This window comes from Pantoea sp. sgz302252, assembly GCF_047713085.1.
Lineage (GTDB): Bacteria > Pseudomonadota > Gammaproteobacteria > Enterobacterales > Enterobacteriaceae > Scandinavium.
This window is the reverse complement of the sequence record NZ_JBLFJW010000015.1, coordinates 65,945-80,440: the sequence shown is the minus strand read 5'-3', so window position 1 is coordinate 80,440 and position 14,496 is coordinate 65,945. Positions and strand designations below refer to the sequence as shown.

Annotated in this window: 15 protein-coding genes; 8 read left to right on the top strand and 7 right to left on the bottom strand. The window is 54.3% G+C overall.

Annotated features, from left to right (window positions below; all coding sequences use genetic code 11):
- Window positions 1-26: 26 nt before the first annotated feature.
- The 6 genes from cytR to rraA all read left to right on the top strand — a co-directional run bounded on the left by cytR (window position 27) and on the right by rraA (window position 5,698).
- Window positions 27-1,055: a DNA-binding transcriptional regulator CytR gene (cytR, locus tag ACLW56_RS13250; protein WP_330984241.1), complete on the top strand. Its 1,029-nt coding sequence runs from the start codon at window positions 27-29 to the stop codon at window positions 1,053-1,055.
- Window positions 1,056-1,148: 93 nt separating this feature from the next.
- Window positions 1,149-2,165, top strand: coding sequence for a cell division protein FtsN (gene ftsN / locus ACLW56_RS13245; protein WP_330984240.1), 1,017 nt, complete (start codon window positions 1,149-1,151; stop codon window positions 2,163-2,165).
- 90 nt (window positions 2,166-2,255) lie between these two features.
- Window positions 2,256-2,786, top strand: a complete 531-nt coding sequence (gene hslV / locus ACLW56_RS13240) for an ATP-dependent protease subunit HslV (RefSeq protein WP_330984239.1) — start codon at window positions 2,256-2,258, stop codon at window positions 2,784-2,786.
- Window positions 2,787-2,795: 9 nt separating this feature from the next.
- Complete coding sequence (gene hslU / locus ACLW56_RS13235) at window positions 2,796-4,130, top strand: HslU--HslV peptidase ATPase subunit (protein ID WP_330984238.1); 1,335 nt, start codon at window positions 2,796-2,798, stop codon at window positions 4,128-4,130.
- A 69-nt stretch (window positions 4,131-4,199) separates the two neighbouring features.
- Window positions 4,200-5,120, top strand: coding sequence for a 1,4-dihydroxy-2-naphthoate polyprenyltransferase (menA, locus tag ACLW56_RS13230; RefSeq protein ID WP_330984237.1), 921 nt, complete (start codon window positions 4,200-4,202; stop codon window positions 5,118-5,120).
- 92 nt (window positions 5,121-5,212) lie between these two features.
- Window positions 5,213-5,698 (top strand): ribonuclease E activity regulator RraA, encoded by a 486-nt coding sequence (rraA, locus tag ACLW56_RS13225; protein ID WP_330984236.1) that lies wholly within the window; start codon window positions 5,213-5,215, stop codon window positions 5,696-5,698.
- 61 nt (window positions 5,699-5,759) lie between these two features.
- Here rraA and ACLW56_RS13220 read toward each other — a convergent pair whose 3' ends face one another.
- The 4 genes from ACLW56_RS13220 to cpxP form a co-directional block, all read right to left on the bottom strand.
- Window positions 5,760-6,263 carry a DUF1993 domain-containing protein gene (locus ACLW56_RS13220; protein WP_330984235.1) on the bottom strand — a complete coding sequence of 168 codons (504 nt, stop codon included), beginning with the start codon at window positions 6,261-6,263 and terminating at the stop codon, window positions 5,760-5,762.
- Between the two features lie 180 nt (window positions 6,264-6,443).
- Window positions 6,444-7,406 (bottom strand): 6-phosphofructokinase, encoded by a 963-nt coding sequence (gene pfkA / locus ACLW56_RS13215; RefSeq protein ID WP_330984234.1) that lies wholly within the window; start codon window positions 7,404-7,406, stop codon window positions 6,444-6,446.
- A gap of 176 nt (window positions 7,407-7,582) precedes the next feature.
- A complete protein-coding gene (gene fieF / locus ACLW56_RS13210) occupies window positions 7,583-8,497 on the bottom strand; it encodes a CDF family cation-efflux transporter FieF (RefSeq protein ID WP_330984233.1) in 915 nt (304 codons plus the stop codon).
- Between the two features lie 136 nt (window positions 8,498-8,633).
- Window positions 8,634-9,137: a cell-envelope stress modulator CpxP gene (cpxP, locus tag ACLW56_RS13205; protein ID WP_330984232.1), complete on the bottom strand. Its 504-nt coding sequence runs from the start codon at window positions 9,135-9,137 to the stop codon at window positions 8,634-8,636.
- Between the two features lie 150 nt (window positions 9,138-9,287).
- Here cpxP and cpxR point away from each other — a divergent pair, with 150 nt between their 5' ends.
- Both cpxR and cpxA read left to right on the top strand, forming a co-directional pair.
- Entirely contained in the window at window positions 9,288-9,986 is a 699-nt protein-coding gene (gene cpxR, locus ACLW56_RS13200) for an envelope stress response regulator transcription factor CpxR (protein WP_330984231.1), read from the top strand.
- The gene (gene cpxA / locus ACLW56_RS13195; RefSeq protein WP_330984230.1) at window positions 9,983-11,356 is read left to right on the top strand and encodes an envelope stress sensor histidine kinase CpxA; all 1,374 of its coding nucleotides are present in this window, start codon (window positions 9,983-9,985) and stop codon (window positions 11,354-11,356) included. Before cpxR ends, cpxA begins: the two co-directional genes overlap by 4 nt.
- A 148-nt stretch (window positions 11,357-11,504) precedes the next feature.
- Here the strand turns inward: cpxA and yiiM are convergent, their stop codons facing one another.
- The 3 genes from yiiM to sodA all read right to left on the bottom strand — a co-directional run bounded on the left by yiiM (window position 11,505) and on the right by sodA (window position 14,250).
- Window positions 11,505-12,179: a 6-hydroxyaminopurine reductase gene (yiiM, locus tag ACLW56_RS13190; protein ID WP_330984229.1), complete on the bottom strand. Its 675-nt coding sequence runs from the start codon at window positions 12,177-12,179 to the stop codon at window positions 11,505-11,507.
- 198 nt (window positions 12,180-12,377) lie between these two features.
- Window positions 12,378-13,361 carry a 2-keto-3-deoxygluconate transporter gene (kdgT, locus tag ACLW56_RS13185; RefSeq protein WP_330984228.1) on the bottom strand — a complete coding sequence of 328 codons (984 nt, stop codon included), beginning with the start codon at window positions 13,359-13,361 and terminating at the stop codon, window positions 12,378-12,380.
- Window positions 13,362-13,629: 268 nt separating this feature from the next.
- Window positions 13,630-14,250 carry a superoxide dismutase [Mn] gene (gene sodA, locus ACLW56_RS13180; protein WP_330984227.1) on the bottom strand — a complete coding sequence of 207 codons (621 nt, stop codon included), beginning with the start codon at window positions 14,248-14,250 and terminating at the stop codon, window positions 13,630-13,632.
- Window positions 14,251-14,496: the final 246 nt, after the last annotated feature.

The following is a 14,496-nucleotide window of genomic DNA, read 5'->3' as shown; positions in this document are numbered from 1 at the left end:
TGCCCCCGTCAGCGAGGAGAACCCAGGTGAAGTCCAATAAAGAGGTTGTTGCGGCAACCATGAAGGATGTGGCTCAGAAAGCGAATGTCTCTACGGCAACCGTTTCCCGGGCATTGATGAACCCCGATAAAGTCTCCCAGGCGACGCGTAACAAAGTGGAACAAGCGGCGCTGGAAGTGGGTTATCTTCCTCAGGCTCTGGGGCGCAACATGAAGCGCAACGAGTCGAGGACCATTCTGGTGATAGTGCCGGACATCTGCGATCCTTTCTTTAGTGAGATTATCCGTGGCATCGAAATCACGGCGGCCGGGCAAGGCTATCTGGTGCTGATTGGCGATTGTGCGCACCAGAATCAGCAAGAAAAGACCTTTATTGACCTCATTATCACCAAACAGATCGACGGTATGCTGCTGCTGGGCTCCCGCCTGCCGTTTGACGCCAGCATCGAAGAGCAACGGAATTTGCCACCGATGGTGATGGCCAATGAATTTGCGCCAGAGCTTGAACTGCCGACGGTCCACATCGACAACCTTACCGCCTCGTTTAACGCCGTAAATTACCTGCATGAGTTGGGCCATCAGCGCATTGGCTGTATTGCCGGGCCGGAAGAGATGCCGCTGTGCCACTATCGTCTGCAAGGCTACGTCCAGGCACTGCGCCGCAGTGGAATTACCGTTGATCCGCATTATATTGCGCGTGGCAACTTTACGTACGAAGCCGGGGCCAATGCGCTGGAACAACTCCTGGATCTGCCACACCCCCCAACAGCGATTTTCTGCCACAGCGATATTATGGCGCTCGGGGCGCTGTCCTTAGCTAAACGCCGTGGCCTGAAAGTTCCGGATGATTTATCGATAATTGGCTTTGATAACATCTCATTAGCGGAATTTTGCGACCCACCGCTGACCACCGTTTCACAACCCCGTTTTGAGATTGGCCGTGAAGCCATGCTGCTGTTGCTCGATCAACTGAGCGGTCAGAATGTGAGTAGTGGCTCACGCTTACTCGACTGTGAACTGGTTCTTCGCGGGAGTACTACTAAAAATAAGCCTTAAACTAAATACCTTTCGGAGTCCGGCTTCTGGTCAAAGCCCCGTCGCTTAAGTAACATGGCGGACTGACGAACGAATAAATACAGCGAAACGATAGTGGCACAACGAGATTATGTACGCCGCAGCCAACCGGCTCCTTCGCGGCGCAAAAAGAGTCCCTCAAGGAACTCACGGAAGAAGCAAAGTAGCTTTCCTGCTGTTTCACCAGCGATGGTCGCTATTGCTGCGGCTGTGCTGGTCGCCTTTATTGGCGGTCTGTACTTTATTACCCATCACAAGAAAGAAGAAGCTGAGGCTCTCACGGGTCGTCAGGTGACAGGCAATGGCCTGCCGCCGAAACCTGAAGAACGCTGGCGTTACATCAAAGAGCTGGAAAGTCGCCAGCCAGGCGTACGTGCGCCCACTGAGCCGTCTGCGGGTGGCGAAGTGCAGAACGCCAATCAGTTGACCGACGAACAGCGCCAGCTGCTGGCACAAATGCAGGCCGATATGCGCCAGCAGCCCACGCAACTGACGGAAGTGCCGTGGAACGAGCAGACGCCAGCCCAGCGTCAGCAAACGCTGCAACGCCAGCGTCTGGCGCAACAGCAAGCTCAGCAGCAGGTTCAGCAACAACAGTGGTCGCAGTCTCAGCCGGTACAGGCTCCGCGCACGCAACCGCGTGTGAGCGAACAGCCTTATCAAGCGCCACAGCAGGCTGCTCGCACCACACAGAGCCAACCTGCTCAGCAGCATCAGACACCGCCGAAGCAAAGCGCTCAGCAGCCGTATCAGGATCTGTTGCAGACGCCAGCGCACACGGCCGCCAGCCAGCCAAAAACACAGCAGGCTGCCCCAGTCACGCGTGAACCTGAACCGGCCAAACAGACAGCCGAGAAAAAAGACGATCGTCGTTGGATGATTCAGTGCGGTTCCTTTAAAGGCGCCGATCAGGCCGAAACCGTGCGTGCCCAGCTCGCGTTTGAAGGTTTCGATTCCCACATCACCACCAATAATGGCTGGAATCGCGTGGTCATTGGCCCGGTGAAAGGCAAAGAGAATGCCGATGGCACTATTTCTCGCCTGAAGGTTGCTGGCCATTCAAACTGCATTCGTCTCGCCTCTGGGGGTTGAAACCCCCAAAATCCCCCCCATCTATTATTGCAATCTGCCCCGCAAACCATGCGGGGCCTGTATTCTGCTTTACACCCATGGGGGTCGCTCGTGACAACAATAGTTAGTGTTCGCCGTAACGGTCATGTCGTGATTGCCGGTGATGGCCAGGCCACGCTTGGCAACACCGTGATGAAAGGCAACGTGAAAAAAGTCCGCCGTTTATATAACGACAAAGTGATCGCCGGGTTTGCGGGCGGTACCGCTGATGCCTTCACGCTGTTCGAACTGTTCGAGCGTAAGCTTGAAATGCACCAGGGCCATCTGGTGAAAGCCGCGGTGGAGCTCGCCAAAGACTGGCGTACCGACCGCATGCTGCGCAAACTCGAAGCGCTGCTGGCCGTCGCCGATGAAAATGCCTCCCTCATCATCACCGGTAACGGTGACGTGGTGCAGCCCGAAAATGATTTGATTGCCATTGGTTCCGGCGGACCTTATGCGCAGGCTGCTGCCCGTGCGCTGCTGGAAAACAGTGACCTCGGTGCCCGCGAGATCGCGGAGAAAGCGTTGGATATTGCAGGCGACATCTGCATCTACACCAACCACTTCCACACCATCGAAGAATTACCTTCTAAAGCGTAAGGATCTCCCATGTCTGAAATGACCCCACGCGAGATTGTCAGCGAACTCGACAAACACATTATCGGCCAGGACGCCGCCAAGCGTTCTGTGGCTATCGCCCTGCGTAACCGTTGGCGCCGCATGCAGCTCGACGAAGAGCTGCGTCACGAAGTGACCCCGAAAAACATTCTGATGATTGGCCCAACCGGTGTCGGTAAAACTGAAATCGCCCGTCGTCTGGCCAAACTCGCCAACGCGCCGTTCATCAAAGTGGAAGCGACCAAGTTCACCGAAGTGGGCTACGTCGGTAAAGAAGTGGATTCCATTATCCGCGATCTGACCGACGCCGCCGTGAAGATGGTGCGCATGCAGTCCATCGACAAGAACCGCTATCGTGCAGAAGAGATGGCGGAAGAGCGCATTCTCGACGTACTGCTCCCTCCAGCGAAAAACAACTGGGGCCAGGCTGAACAGCCGCAGGAGCCGTCTGCTGCTCGTCAGGCATTCCGCAAAAAACTGCGTGAAGGCCAACTGGACGACAAAGAGATCGAAATCGACCTCGCGGCGGCACCGATGGGCGTTGAAATCATGGCGCCTCCGGGTATGGAAGAGATGACCAGCCAGCTGCAGTCCATGTTCCAGAACCTCGGCGGCCAGAAGCAGAAACCGCGTAAGCTGAAAATCAAAGACGCGATGAAGCTGCTGATTGAAGAAGAAGCGGCGAAACTGGTGAATCCGGAAGAGCTGAAGCAGGATGCCATCGACGCTGTTGAGCAGCACGGCATTGTGTTCATCGACGAAATCGACAAAATCTGTAAGCGCGGCGGTAACTCCTCCGGCCCGGACGTGTCACGTGAAGGCGTGCAGCGCGACCTGCTGCCGTTAGTGGAAGGTTGCACCGTTTCCACCAAGCACGGGATGGTCAAAACCGACCACATTCTGTTTATCGCTTCTGGTGCCTTCCAGGTCGCCAGCCCGTCAGACCTGATCCCGGAACTGCAGGGTCGTTTGCCGATTCGCGTTGAGCTGAAAGCGCTCACCACCGAAGACTTTGAACGTATTCTGACCGAACCGAACGCCTCTGTGACCGTGCAGTACAAAGCGCTGATGGCCACTGAAGGGGTAACCATCGAGTTCACCGAAAGTGGTATTAAGCGTATCGCCCAGGCCGCCTGGCAGGTTAACGAATCCACCGAAAATATCGGTGCGCGCCGCCTGCACACGGTGCTTGAGCGCCTGATGGAAGACATCTCCTATGACGCCAGTGAACGTCAGGGGGAGTCCTTTACCATTGATGCGGAGTATGTGAGTAAACATCTCGATGCGTTGGTGGCAGATGAAGATCTGAGCCGTTTTATCCTATAATCCCGGTAATTGCATTTTCATCACTGTTGATGGGGGCCAATAGCCCCCATTTTTTATTGGCTAAAAACTATGACTGAACTCAGCCGTACCCAGGCCTGGCTGGAAAGCCTGCGCCCGAAAACGTTACCTCTGGCCTTTGCCGCCATTGTCGTCGGCACCGCACTTTCCTGGTGGCAAGGACACTTCAACCCTCTCGTGGCGCTGTTGGCGCTGGTGACGGCGGGTCTATTGCAAATTCTCTCCAATCTGGCGAATGATTACGGCGATGCCGTGAAAGGCAGCGATAAGCCTGACCGCATTGGGCCGCTGCGTGGGATGCAAAAAGGGGTGATTACCCAGGAACAGATGAAGCGCGCGCTGATGGTTACCGTGCTGCTGATTTGTGTCTCGGGTATCGCGCTGCTGATGGCCTCGTATCAGACGATGGAAGATTTTATCGGCTTTATGGTGCTGGGCGCGGTCTCAATCACTGCGGCCATTACCTACACCGTGGGCACTCGTCCTTACGGTTACATCGGTCTGGGCGATGTCTCCGTGCTGATTTTCTTCGGCTGGCTGAGCGTGATGGGGAGCTGGTATCTGCAGGCTCATACGCTGGAAGCTGTAACCTTCTTGCCTGCCACCGCCTGCGGATTGCTGGCGACGGCAGTGTTGAACATCAATAACCTGCGCGACATCAACAGTGACCGCGAGAACGGCAAGAACACGCTCGCTGTACGCCTTGGGCCAGTCACTGCCCGTCGCTATCACACCTGCCTGCTGATGGGCGCGCTGCTGTGTCTGGCGCTGTTTAACCTGCTGGCTCTGCACAGTTTGTGGGGCTGGTTGTTTATTCTGGCCGCTCCGTTGCTGGTCAAACAGGCGCGATTTGTCCTGACGCATCACGACCCGGTCGATATGCGCCCGATGCTGGAACGCACTGTAAAAGGCGCGCTGCTGACTAACCTTTTGTTTGTGGTTGGCATTGTCCTGAGCCGCGCTTTCGCTTAACTGACAAATATCAATTAACAATTGATGATTTTGCCAACAGTGCGATTCGCACGATATACTGAAAGCACCCACAGCTTCAGAACGTTAAGCCTATGAAATACGATACATCCGAGCTTTGCGACATCTATCAAGAAGATGTCAATGTCGTTGAACCGCTGTTCTCCAACTTTGGCGGACGGTCGTCGTTTGGTGGACAAATTATCACGGTGAAATGTTTCGAGGATAACGGGTTGCTGTACGATATGCTCGAACAGAACGGACGTGGCCGCATCCTGCTGGTGGATGGGGGTGGCTCCGTACGCCGCGCACTGATTGATGCCGACCTGGCAAAACTCGCGGTGCAAAACGAGTGGGAAGGCATTGTGGTGTATGGTGCCGTCCGTCAGGTGGATGACTTAGAAGAGCTGGATATCGGCATTCAGGCGATGGCGGCGATTCCGGTTGGCGCGGCGGGAGAAGGCATTGGCGAAAGCGACGTACGCGTCAATTTCGGCGGCGTGACGTTCTTCTCCGGCGATCATCTGTATGCCGACAACACGGGCATTATCCTGTCCGAAGACGCACTCGATATTGAGTAATCCCGATGTGTTCGGAATAAAAAAGCCTTCTCAGTGAGAAGGCTTTTTCGTTTCTGTCGTCTTACTGAATTTTGCCGAGGAAATCGCGTTTACCCAGCGGCACACCGGCCTGGCGCAAAATGCCGTAAGCGGTGGTGCTGTGGAAATAGAAATTCGGCACAGCGAACTGGAACACGTAGCTGCTGGCGGTGAAATGCAGTTGATGCTCACGAGCCTGAACCATGATCGGGCGCGCATCATCACCAGCCAGTTTTGCATCATCAACACTTTTCAGGAAAGCCACGGTGGCGGCAATACGTTCCTGCAGCTGCGCGAAAGTGCTTTCATTATCTTCATTCACCGGCGCTTCAACGTCTGCCAGACGGGCAATCGCGCGCTTCGCCATATCACAGGTAACCTGCACCTGGCGTTTCAGCGGGAACATATCGTCAGCCAGTTTTGCTTCAAGCAATTCGGTTTCCTGAACGCCCTGCTCTTTTGCCCACTCGGCACTTTTCGCCAGAACGGCATCCAGGCTTACCAGCCCGTGAATAAACTGCGCTTTGGTTTCGCTATACAGTGACATTGTCAGTTTCCTAAATGATATCAAACGAGTATCGGATTATTGTTGTCGAAAACACACTGAGAGTAACCTCAGATAACGTCAAAGCATAGGGCGGAATGTGCGCGGTAACTGTGATGCAGAAACAAAAAAATCCGTAACCCCGAAGGATTACGGATTGTCATCACCTTTAACCGGCTGCGCTTAGTACAGCTTTTTGGCGCAATCCAGCAGGTCGGTTTTGAATGGACGCTTCATGTTCTCAATGGCGTCGATAATGTCGTGGTGAACCAGTTTCTCGTTCTGGATCCCGACGCAACGGCCACCGAAGCCCGCCAGCAGCACTTCAATTGCATAAGCGCCCATACGGGACGCCAGAATACGGTCATAAGGAACCGGGGAACCGCCGCGCTGGATGTGGCCCAGTACGGTCGCACGGGTTTCGCGCTTGGTTTCGGTTTCAATGAATTTTGCCAGTTCGTCGACGTCGCACATGTGCTCAGTGATCGCCACGATGGCGTGTTTTTTACCTTTGGCGATACCGGCTTTGATTTCAGCCACCAGGTCTTCACGGCTGAATTCTACTTCCGGCACAACCACAAACTCACAGCCGCCAGCGATGGCTGCCGCCAGAGTCAGGTCGCCGCAGTAACGGCCCATCACTTCAACGATGGAGATACGCTGGTGAGAAGAAGAGGTGTCGCGCAGGCGGTCAATCGCTTCAACCACCGTGCCCAGCGCGGTGAAGTAACCAATGGTGTAATCGGTGCCTTTGATATCGTTATCAATGGTGCCCGGCAGACCCACGCAGGGGAAGCCCATTTCGGTCAGGCGTTTTGCGCCCATGTAGGAACCGTCACCACCGATAACCACCAGCGCGTCGAGACCGCGTTTTTTCATGTTCTCGATAGCCACTTCACGAATGTGCTCTTCGCGGAACTCCGGGAAACGCGCAGAACCCAGGAAGGTACCGCCGCGGTTGATCATGTCGGACACGCTGTAACGGTCGAGCTGAACCATTCTGTCTTCATACAGACCGAGGTAGCCATCATAAATCCCCATGACTTCCAGACCTTCCGACAGCGCTGCACGAACCACGCCACGGATTGCTGCGTTCATGCCCGGCGCATCACCGCCGCTTGTCAACACACCGATTTTCTTAATCATGACTACCTCTGAACTTAGGAATGCTAAAAATAATTCTGTTGCCCGAAGCGCCTCCCTCATACAGGGAGAAGATCGACTCTATGAGAGATAGTATATCAGGCACTTCGTGCTGAATTGATTCAGGTCAGGCCAAATGGCGGTAATTTAGACAAAAAATGCCGATCCGACCCACATTTTTACAACGAATTGCGAAAGTCCAAAAAGCCCTGTCGTCCTGCCGGAACAACCGAGCACGGGTCCTGATGAATAATCACATCCGAACCCGGAAAGCGTAATAATAGAGCCTGCTCAACCTGTTCAGCCACCAGGTGCGCCTGAACCAACGGCAGGTTATCTTCCATTTCCAAATGAATCTGAATAAAGCGGGTCGGCCCTGACTGCCGCGTTCGAAGGTCATGCGCACCGCTCACACCCGGCCAGGCGCTCACGATGTTAATGATTTCTTGTCGTTCTTCATCGGGCAGTGCTCTGTCCAGCAGTGACTGAACCGCCTCATACCCCATGCGCAATGCACTGTATAAAATATAGATGCCAATCCCCAATGCAAACAATGCATCCGCGCGATGCCAGCCGTACCATGCCAGCGCCAGCGCCATCAGAATGGCCCCGTTCATCATAACATCAGACTGATAATGAAGCATATCAGCGCGCACCGCCTGGCTTTGCGTCTTGCGCACAACCCAACGCTGGAAGGTGACGAGGATCATGGTGCTGATAAGCGCGATAACTGTCACCACCATCCCCACACCCGGATCGCGCATCGGTTCTGGCGTCACCAGGTGCTGGATGCCTGTTAAAAACAGGAACAGCGCCGAGCCGGAAATAAACATGCTCTGTGCCAGCGCCGCCAGCGATTCCGCTTTGCCATGCCCAAACGTATGTTCTTCATCTGCCGGTTGCAGCGAATAGCGCACCACCAGCAGGTTCGTTAACGACGCGGCAATATCCACCAGGGAATCAACCAACGCCGCCAGAATACTGACGGAACCGGTGTACCACCACGCAAAAATTTTGATCAAAAGTAACACCGATGCCATGACAGTGGCGGCCAGTGCCGCACGGCTGACTAATCGGCCATAGGTTTGATTCATAAACACTCCTGCAATCTCTTGCGGGTAGTATAGCGGAATGTGATGTGAGTCAGTGGCGTGAATAACAGGCAAAAAAAACCCCACATCATGTGGGGGAAGACAGGGATGGTGTCTATGGCAAGGAAAACAGGGTTTGTTACTGGTTACTACGGGTACTGCTGCTACTAAACAACAATAACGCTGGGCCTTGCTGCATCCTTGCAACCTCCCGCAGCTGATCCATTCGCTGCTGGTGCTTCTCGTGCAAAACCGCTTGCTGCTCTGGTGTTAACAGGCGATACATCTGGCTGCGAACCCTGGCCATTTCGACCTGGCGAACAACCTGCTCTTGCGCCATTTTTTCTGCCTGAGCGCGGACAGCGGTTTCATCAAAATTTTCTGCGGTGACAAGCTTATGCATTGTCTCCATTTCGCTAACATTAACAGGAGGCTGCTGGCGTCGAGCCTGTTGCATAAGATCCCGCATCTGTTGGCGCTGATGTTCGGTTAAACTTATGCCGTCAAACATATGGCTCTGATGACTGCCCTGCATTGCCCCGTCATTCGGGGTCCAGTTAACGCTGGTGACGACTTCAGCAGCCTGGCAATTCGCAGTTAGCGCCAGTGTTGAGGCCATGACGGCAGCGATAACATTGCGCATCAATTGCTCCCAAGTACTTTTGTTTCGCGATTCAACGAGAGACAGTCTACGATTCAGGCTGCAAACATGCGTCAGGGGGTGTAAAACAACGTAAAGTCATGGATTAGCGAGCCTTGATGACGTAATTTCTGCCTCGGAGGTATTTAATCAATGAATAAAATCCTGTTAGTTGATGATGACCGGGAGCTCACCTCCCTGTTAAAGGAGCTGCTCGACATGGAAGGCTTCAACGTGCTGGTTGCCCATGATGGGGAACAGGCGCTGGCGCTTTTGGATGACAGCATCGACCTGCTTTTGCTCGACGTAATGATGCCGAAGAAAAACGGCATCGATACCCTTAAAGAGCTTCGTCAGACACACCAGACACCGGTCATTATGTTGACCGCACGCGGCAGCGAGTTAGATCGCGTTCTCGGCCTTGAGCTGGGCGCGGACGACTATCTGCCAAAACCGTTTAACGACCGCGAGCTGGTCGCCCGTATCCGTGCAATCCTGCGCCGTTCCCACTGGAGCGAGCAGCAGCAGAACACCGACAACAGCTCGCCAACATTAGAAGTGGATTCTCTGAGCCTGAACCCAGGTCGTCAGGAAGCAAGCTTCGATGGTTCTACGCTCGAACTGACCGGTACCGAGTTCACTCTGCTTTACCTGCTGGCGCAACATCTCGGCCAGGTGGTCTCGCGTGAACATCTGAGCCAGGAAGTCCTGGGTAAACGCTTAACGCCGTTCGACCGCGCTATCGACATGCATATTTCCAATTTGCGTCGTAAATTGCCGGAGCGTAAAGACGGTCATCCCTGGTTTAAAACCTTACGTGGACGCGGCTATTTGATGGTGTCCGCTTCATGATAGGAAGTTTGACCGCTCGCATCTTTGCCATTTTCTGGTTAACCCTGGCACTGGTGCTGATGCTGGTTTTGATGTTGCCTAAGCTCGATTCGCGCCAGATGACAGAACTGCTGGACAGCGAGCAACGTCAGGGTCTGATGATTGAACAGCATGTCGAAGCCGAACTGGCGAACGATCCGCCCAATGATTTGATGTGGTGGCGTCGCCTGTTTCGGGCCATCGACAAATGGGCACCTCCGGGGCAGCGCCTGCTGTTGGTCACCAGTGAAGGCCGCGTGATCGGTGCAGAACGCAACGAGATGCAGATCATTCGTAACTTTATCGGCCAGTCCGATAACTCCGATCATCCGCAGAAAAAACGCTATGGCCGGCTGGAAATGGTCGGTCCTTTCTCCGTCAGAGACGGAGAGGACAACTACCAGCTCTATCTGCTACGCCCGGCCAATACTTCACAATCCGATTTCATCAACCTGCTGTTTGACCGCCCGCTGCTGCTGCTGATTGTCACCATGCTGGTCAGCTCGCCGCTGTTGCTGTGGCTGGCATGGAGTCTGGCAAAACCCGCGCGTAAGTTGAAAAACGCCGCCGATGAAGTGGCTCAGGGCAACCTGCGTCAGCATCCTGAACTGGAATCCGGGCCACAGGAATTTCTGGCGGCAGGCTCCAGCTTTAACCAGATGGTGACCGCGCTGGAAAGAATGATGACCGCCAACCAGCGCCTGCTGTCCGATATCTCCCACGAACTGCGCACGCCACTGACGCGCCTGCAGCTTGGCACCGCCCTGCTTCGCCGCCGCGCCGGGGAAAGCAAGGAACTGGAGCGAATCGAAACAGAAGCGCACCGTCTGGACAGCATGATCAACGACCTGCTGGTTATGTCGCGTAATCAGGCGAAAAACGCGCTGGTCAGCGAAACGCTGAAGGCGAATCAGCTGTGGGGTGAAGTGCTGGATAACGCGGCGTTTGAAGCGGAGCAGATGGGGAAATCGTTCACCGTCGACTATCCGCCAGGCCCATGGCCGCTGTACGGTAACCCGAATGCGCTGGAGAGTGCGTTCGAGAATATCGTCCGCAATGCCCTGCGCTACTCGCACACCAGGATTTCCGTGGGTTTCTCGGTCGATAAAGACGGCATCACCATCAACGTGGATGATGATGGCCCAGGCGTGAGCCCGGAGGACAGAGAGCAAATTTTCCGTCCGTTCTACCGCACAGATGAAGCACGCGATCGCGAGTCCGGCGGCACAGGCCTTGGTCTGGCGATTGTCGAAACCGCCATTCAGCAACATCGAGGCTGGGTAAAAGCAGACGACAGCCCGCTGGGTGGGCTGCGTTTAACGATGTGGTTGCCGCTTTATAAGCGGAATTGACGAAGAATCCCCTCCCCCTAACCCTCTCCCAAAGGGAGAGGGGACTTAATTTGCGCTGGTTTTCTCCCTCTCCTATCGCTGTGGGAACCCGGTTTTCTCCCTCTCCACGTGGGAGAGGTCCGGGGAGAGGGCATCAGACCGCAGAGGATTACTTCCCCCAAAGCCGACGTGAATTATCCTCGATCTGCCCCTTAATCCGCCGTTTTTGCATAGTGCGCGTCCAGCTCACCGACAGCCCGGCTGCCGACAGTAAGCGGTGGTACTGCTCGTCGTCGAACGGCAGATGCCACGCAATCGCCGCAGCGTCATACACCGAGACATCGCTCAGACGCGAAACCAGTTCCAGCGGTTGCTCGCTGGAAACCTTCCCCGCGCTAATCACCCGATACAGCCAGCCGACTTTGCCGCTGTTCTGCATTTGGGAGGACATATCGCTAATGGCAAAATGGTCGTTAAGCTTGAAGCAGGGCGAACGCGGCTGCGTGACCTGAATCAACGCCTCGCCCCAACGGAAAATATCGCCGATATAGACGTTTTTCTCGGTCAGTCCTTCGGTTGACAGATTCTCGCCAAACGCCGGAGCACAGAACAACTCAGCCTGTTCAGGGAACGCTCTCGCCCACTCAGCGTAATGCTCGCGCGGGTAATGGCACAGCGCGCGATCCGGGCCACCGTGAATTTTCTTTTCTGCTTGTTCATCGCCAACCAGGCCCAACTCAGTCAGCTCAAGCTCGCCCTCAACCTGCAATTTCGCAATCGCACTTGGGCGGCTACCTTCGTAATCGCTGACTCGCCCTGTAAACACTTCCACCGGATAATGCATCTTCCCTTCTCCTGCCCCATCGCTTTAGCCCCTATTTTTGCACGTTAACTGCGCAAAATGCGACATGCATTGCACGCCGATATCACGTCACGCTGGCGGCGTACTCACTGCCGAAAAGTTAAGGCAGGTCGATAAGCTGTTTGGAATTCACTAAAGCAAAAAGGCCTCATTCGAGGCCCTTTCATTATCTCAACCGTGTTATTTCACGGCGTGGCGAACATCAATCCCAATCGCCGCCGATTTCACTTTACGTGACCAGATTGAGGTAATGATCGGCACCAGAATCGACGTCACGATAACGGATGTCGCCACCAGTGAAGTCGCTGCCGGCGCCATCGGTTTGAAGGCTGGCACCATTTCGGCTATCAGCACAGGCGTTGCCACTGCGGCACCTGCCGAACTGGAAGCCGCAATCCCGGCAGTGCCATCGCCGCCGCCAATCAGCTTATCGGCAATAATCAGCGGAATACCTGTCACCACAATCACTGCCAGGCCAAGCAGAATACCCAACACGCCAGTCTGCGCAATGACGCCCAAATCGATAGTGTTACCCAGCGCAAACGCAAAGAACGGGATCAGCGTTTGTACCGCTTTACCGAAGAAATCTCGCAGTTCCGGGTCAAGGTTACCCAACAGGAAACCCACCAGGAACGGTAACACGGCGCCTACAAACACATGCGGTTCAAAAGAGGCAATCCCTGCCGTGCCGAGAATAATCATCGTCATCAGCGGGCCTGACTCCAGCGACATCAGCACAAACGCGCCAGCCTCTTCTTTGGTGCCGTACTGTTGCATGATGGAGGCGTACAAACCGCCGTTAGTCATATCCATACACGCCACCAGCGCCAGCGTGGACAACCCAGCGAAGAAGCCTGCTTCAACCCCATGCTCGGGAATAATGCGCGAAGCAATGGCGGCAACAACCCACGCCACCGCGATTTTAGTCACCACCAGCGTGCCTGATTTACGCAGAACCGTGCCCGTGGCGCTGAGTTTTATTGAGGCCCCCATGCAGAAGAACCAGACGGCAAGAACAGGAACGGTACCGGTAATCATCCCGTTGGTAAACGAGCCAAAATATTTACCCGCATCCGGTGAGAAGGTATGGCACAACGCTCCCAGAAAAAGAGGAACCAACATCATGCCACCAGGAATTTTTTCAATTGCACGTTTGATTTGCATTTCCACCACCCGTAAAACGTATTGTTTCTGCTATTTTTTTCGCTTTTCATGCGCCGAATCGCGCTCAAGGAGCGTCGGCGCAAACAATAATCCTTATGAATGATGAGAACAGTGATCTTACGTACAAATTAAAACGTCATTTCATATTTATGGGATCAATGTTTCTAATTTTGATATTTGTCACATCCTGGCCTTCAGGCATAAAAAAACCCCGCTGAGTTCAGCAGGGTTTTGTTTGCCCGCAGGCAACGACAGGCGTCAGTTCGCCTTATTTTTTCGCCGCGAAACGTGCAGCAGCTTCATCCCAGTTGACCACGTTCCAGAACGCTTTGATGTAGTCCGGGCGACGGTTCTGGAATTTCAGGTAGTAAGCGTGTTCCCACACATCCAGGCCCAGGATTGGGAAACCGGAGGTGCCAGAAATCGCTTCACCCATCAGCGGGGAATCCTGGTTAGCGGTAGAAACGACAGCCAGTTTGCCGTCTTTCAGAACCAGCCACGCCCAGCCAGAGCCAAAGCGAGTTGCCGCCGCTTTTTCGAACTCTTCTTTGAATTTCTCAACAGAGCCGAAGGTGCTTTCGATAGCCGCTTTCAGGTCGCCCTGCAGGGTGGTCCCGGTTTTCAGGCCTTTCCAGAACAGGCTGTGGTTAGCGTGACCGCCGGCGTTGTTACGCAGTGGGCCTTTTTTGTCTGCTGGCAGCTGATCCAGTTTGGTGATCAGTTCTTCAACCGGCAGGTTAGCGAATTCTGGCAGGCTTTCCAGCGCAGCATTGGCGTTGTTCACGTAAGCCTGGTGGTGTTTGCTGTGATGGATTTCCATCGTCTGCTTGTCGAAGTGCGGCTCCAGAGCATCGTACGCGTACGGCAGGGATGGCAGTGTATAACTCATATTCATCTCCATTTATTATCGGGCGGCCGAGTGTTAACGCCGCGTAATCAGTTGGTTCATTATAGTTATTTAAATGATATTGAAAATGTTTATCAATGCCGTAATTTTAATAAGGTTATAACAATTGGTTATGTGGCTGATTTTGTGAGCCCGCTCAAGGTGAACACGCGCTTTTTGCCAGGTCTTGGCGTTACACGGCAACGGTCTGAAGGTTAATCAAGTGGCTGATTTTTACACTCATCACCT

Bases quoted from the DNA above. Each gene is read 5' to 3' on its own strand.
- hslU (WP_330984238.1), top strand. From the start codon at position 2,796: ATGTCTGAAATGACCCCACGCGAGATTGTCAGCGAACTCGACAAACAC.
- menA (WP_330984237.1), top strand. From the start codon at position 4,200: ATGACTGAACTCAGCCGTACCCAGGCCTGGCTGGAAAGCCTGCGCCCG.
- rraA (WP_330984236.1), top strand. From the start codon at position 5,213: ATGAAATACGATACATCCGAGCTTTGCGACATCTATCAAGAAGATGTC.
- ACLW56_RS13220 (WP_330984235.1), bottom strand. From the start codon at position 6,263: ATGTCACTGTATAGCGAAACCAAAGCGCAGTTTATTCACGGGCTGGTA.
- pfkA (WP_330984234.1), bottom strand. From the start codon at position 7,406: ATGATTAAGAAAATCGGTGTGTTGACAAGCGGCGGTGATGCGCCGGGC.
- fieF (WP_330984233.1), bottom strand. From the start codon at position 8,497: ATGAATCAAACCTATGGCCGATTAGTCAGCCGTGCGGCACTGGCCGCC.
- cpxP (WP_330984232.1), bottom strand. From the start codon at position 9,137: ATGCGCAATGTTATCGCTGCCGTCATGGCCTCAACACTGGCGCTAACT.
- cpxR (WP_330984231.1), top strand. From the start codon at position 9,288: ATGAATAAAATCCTGTTAGTTGATGATGACCGGGAGCTCACCTCCCTG.
- cpxA (WP_330984230.1), top strand. From the start codon at position 9,983: ATGATAGGAAGTTTGACCGCTCGCATCTTTGCCATTTTCTGGTTAACC.
- yiiM (WP_330984229.1), bottom strand. From the start codon at position 12,179: ATGCATTATCCGGTGGAAGTGTTTACAGGGCGAGTCAGCGATTACGAA.
- kdgT (WP_330984228.1), bottom strand. From the start codon at position 13,361: ATGCAAATCAAACGTGCAATTGAAAAAATTCCTGGTGGCATGATGTTG.
- sodA (WP_330984227.1), bottom strand. From the start codon at position 14,250: ATGAGTTATACACTGCCATCCCTGCCGTACGCGTACGATGCTCTGGAG.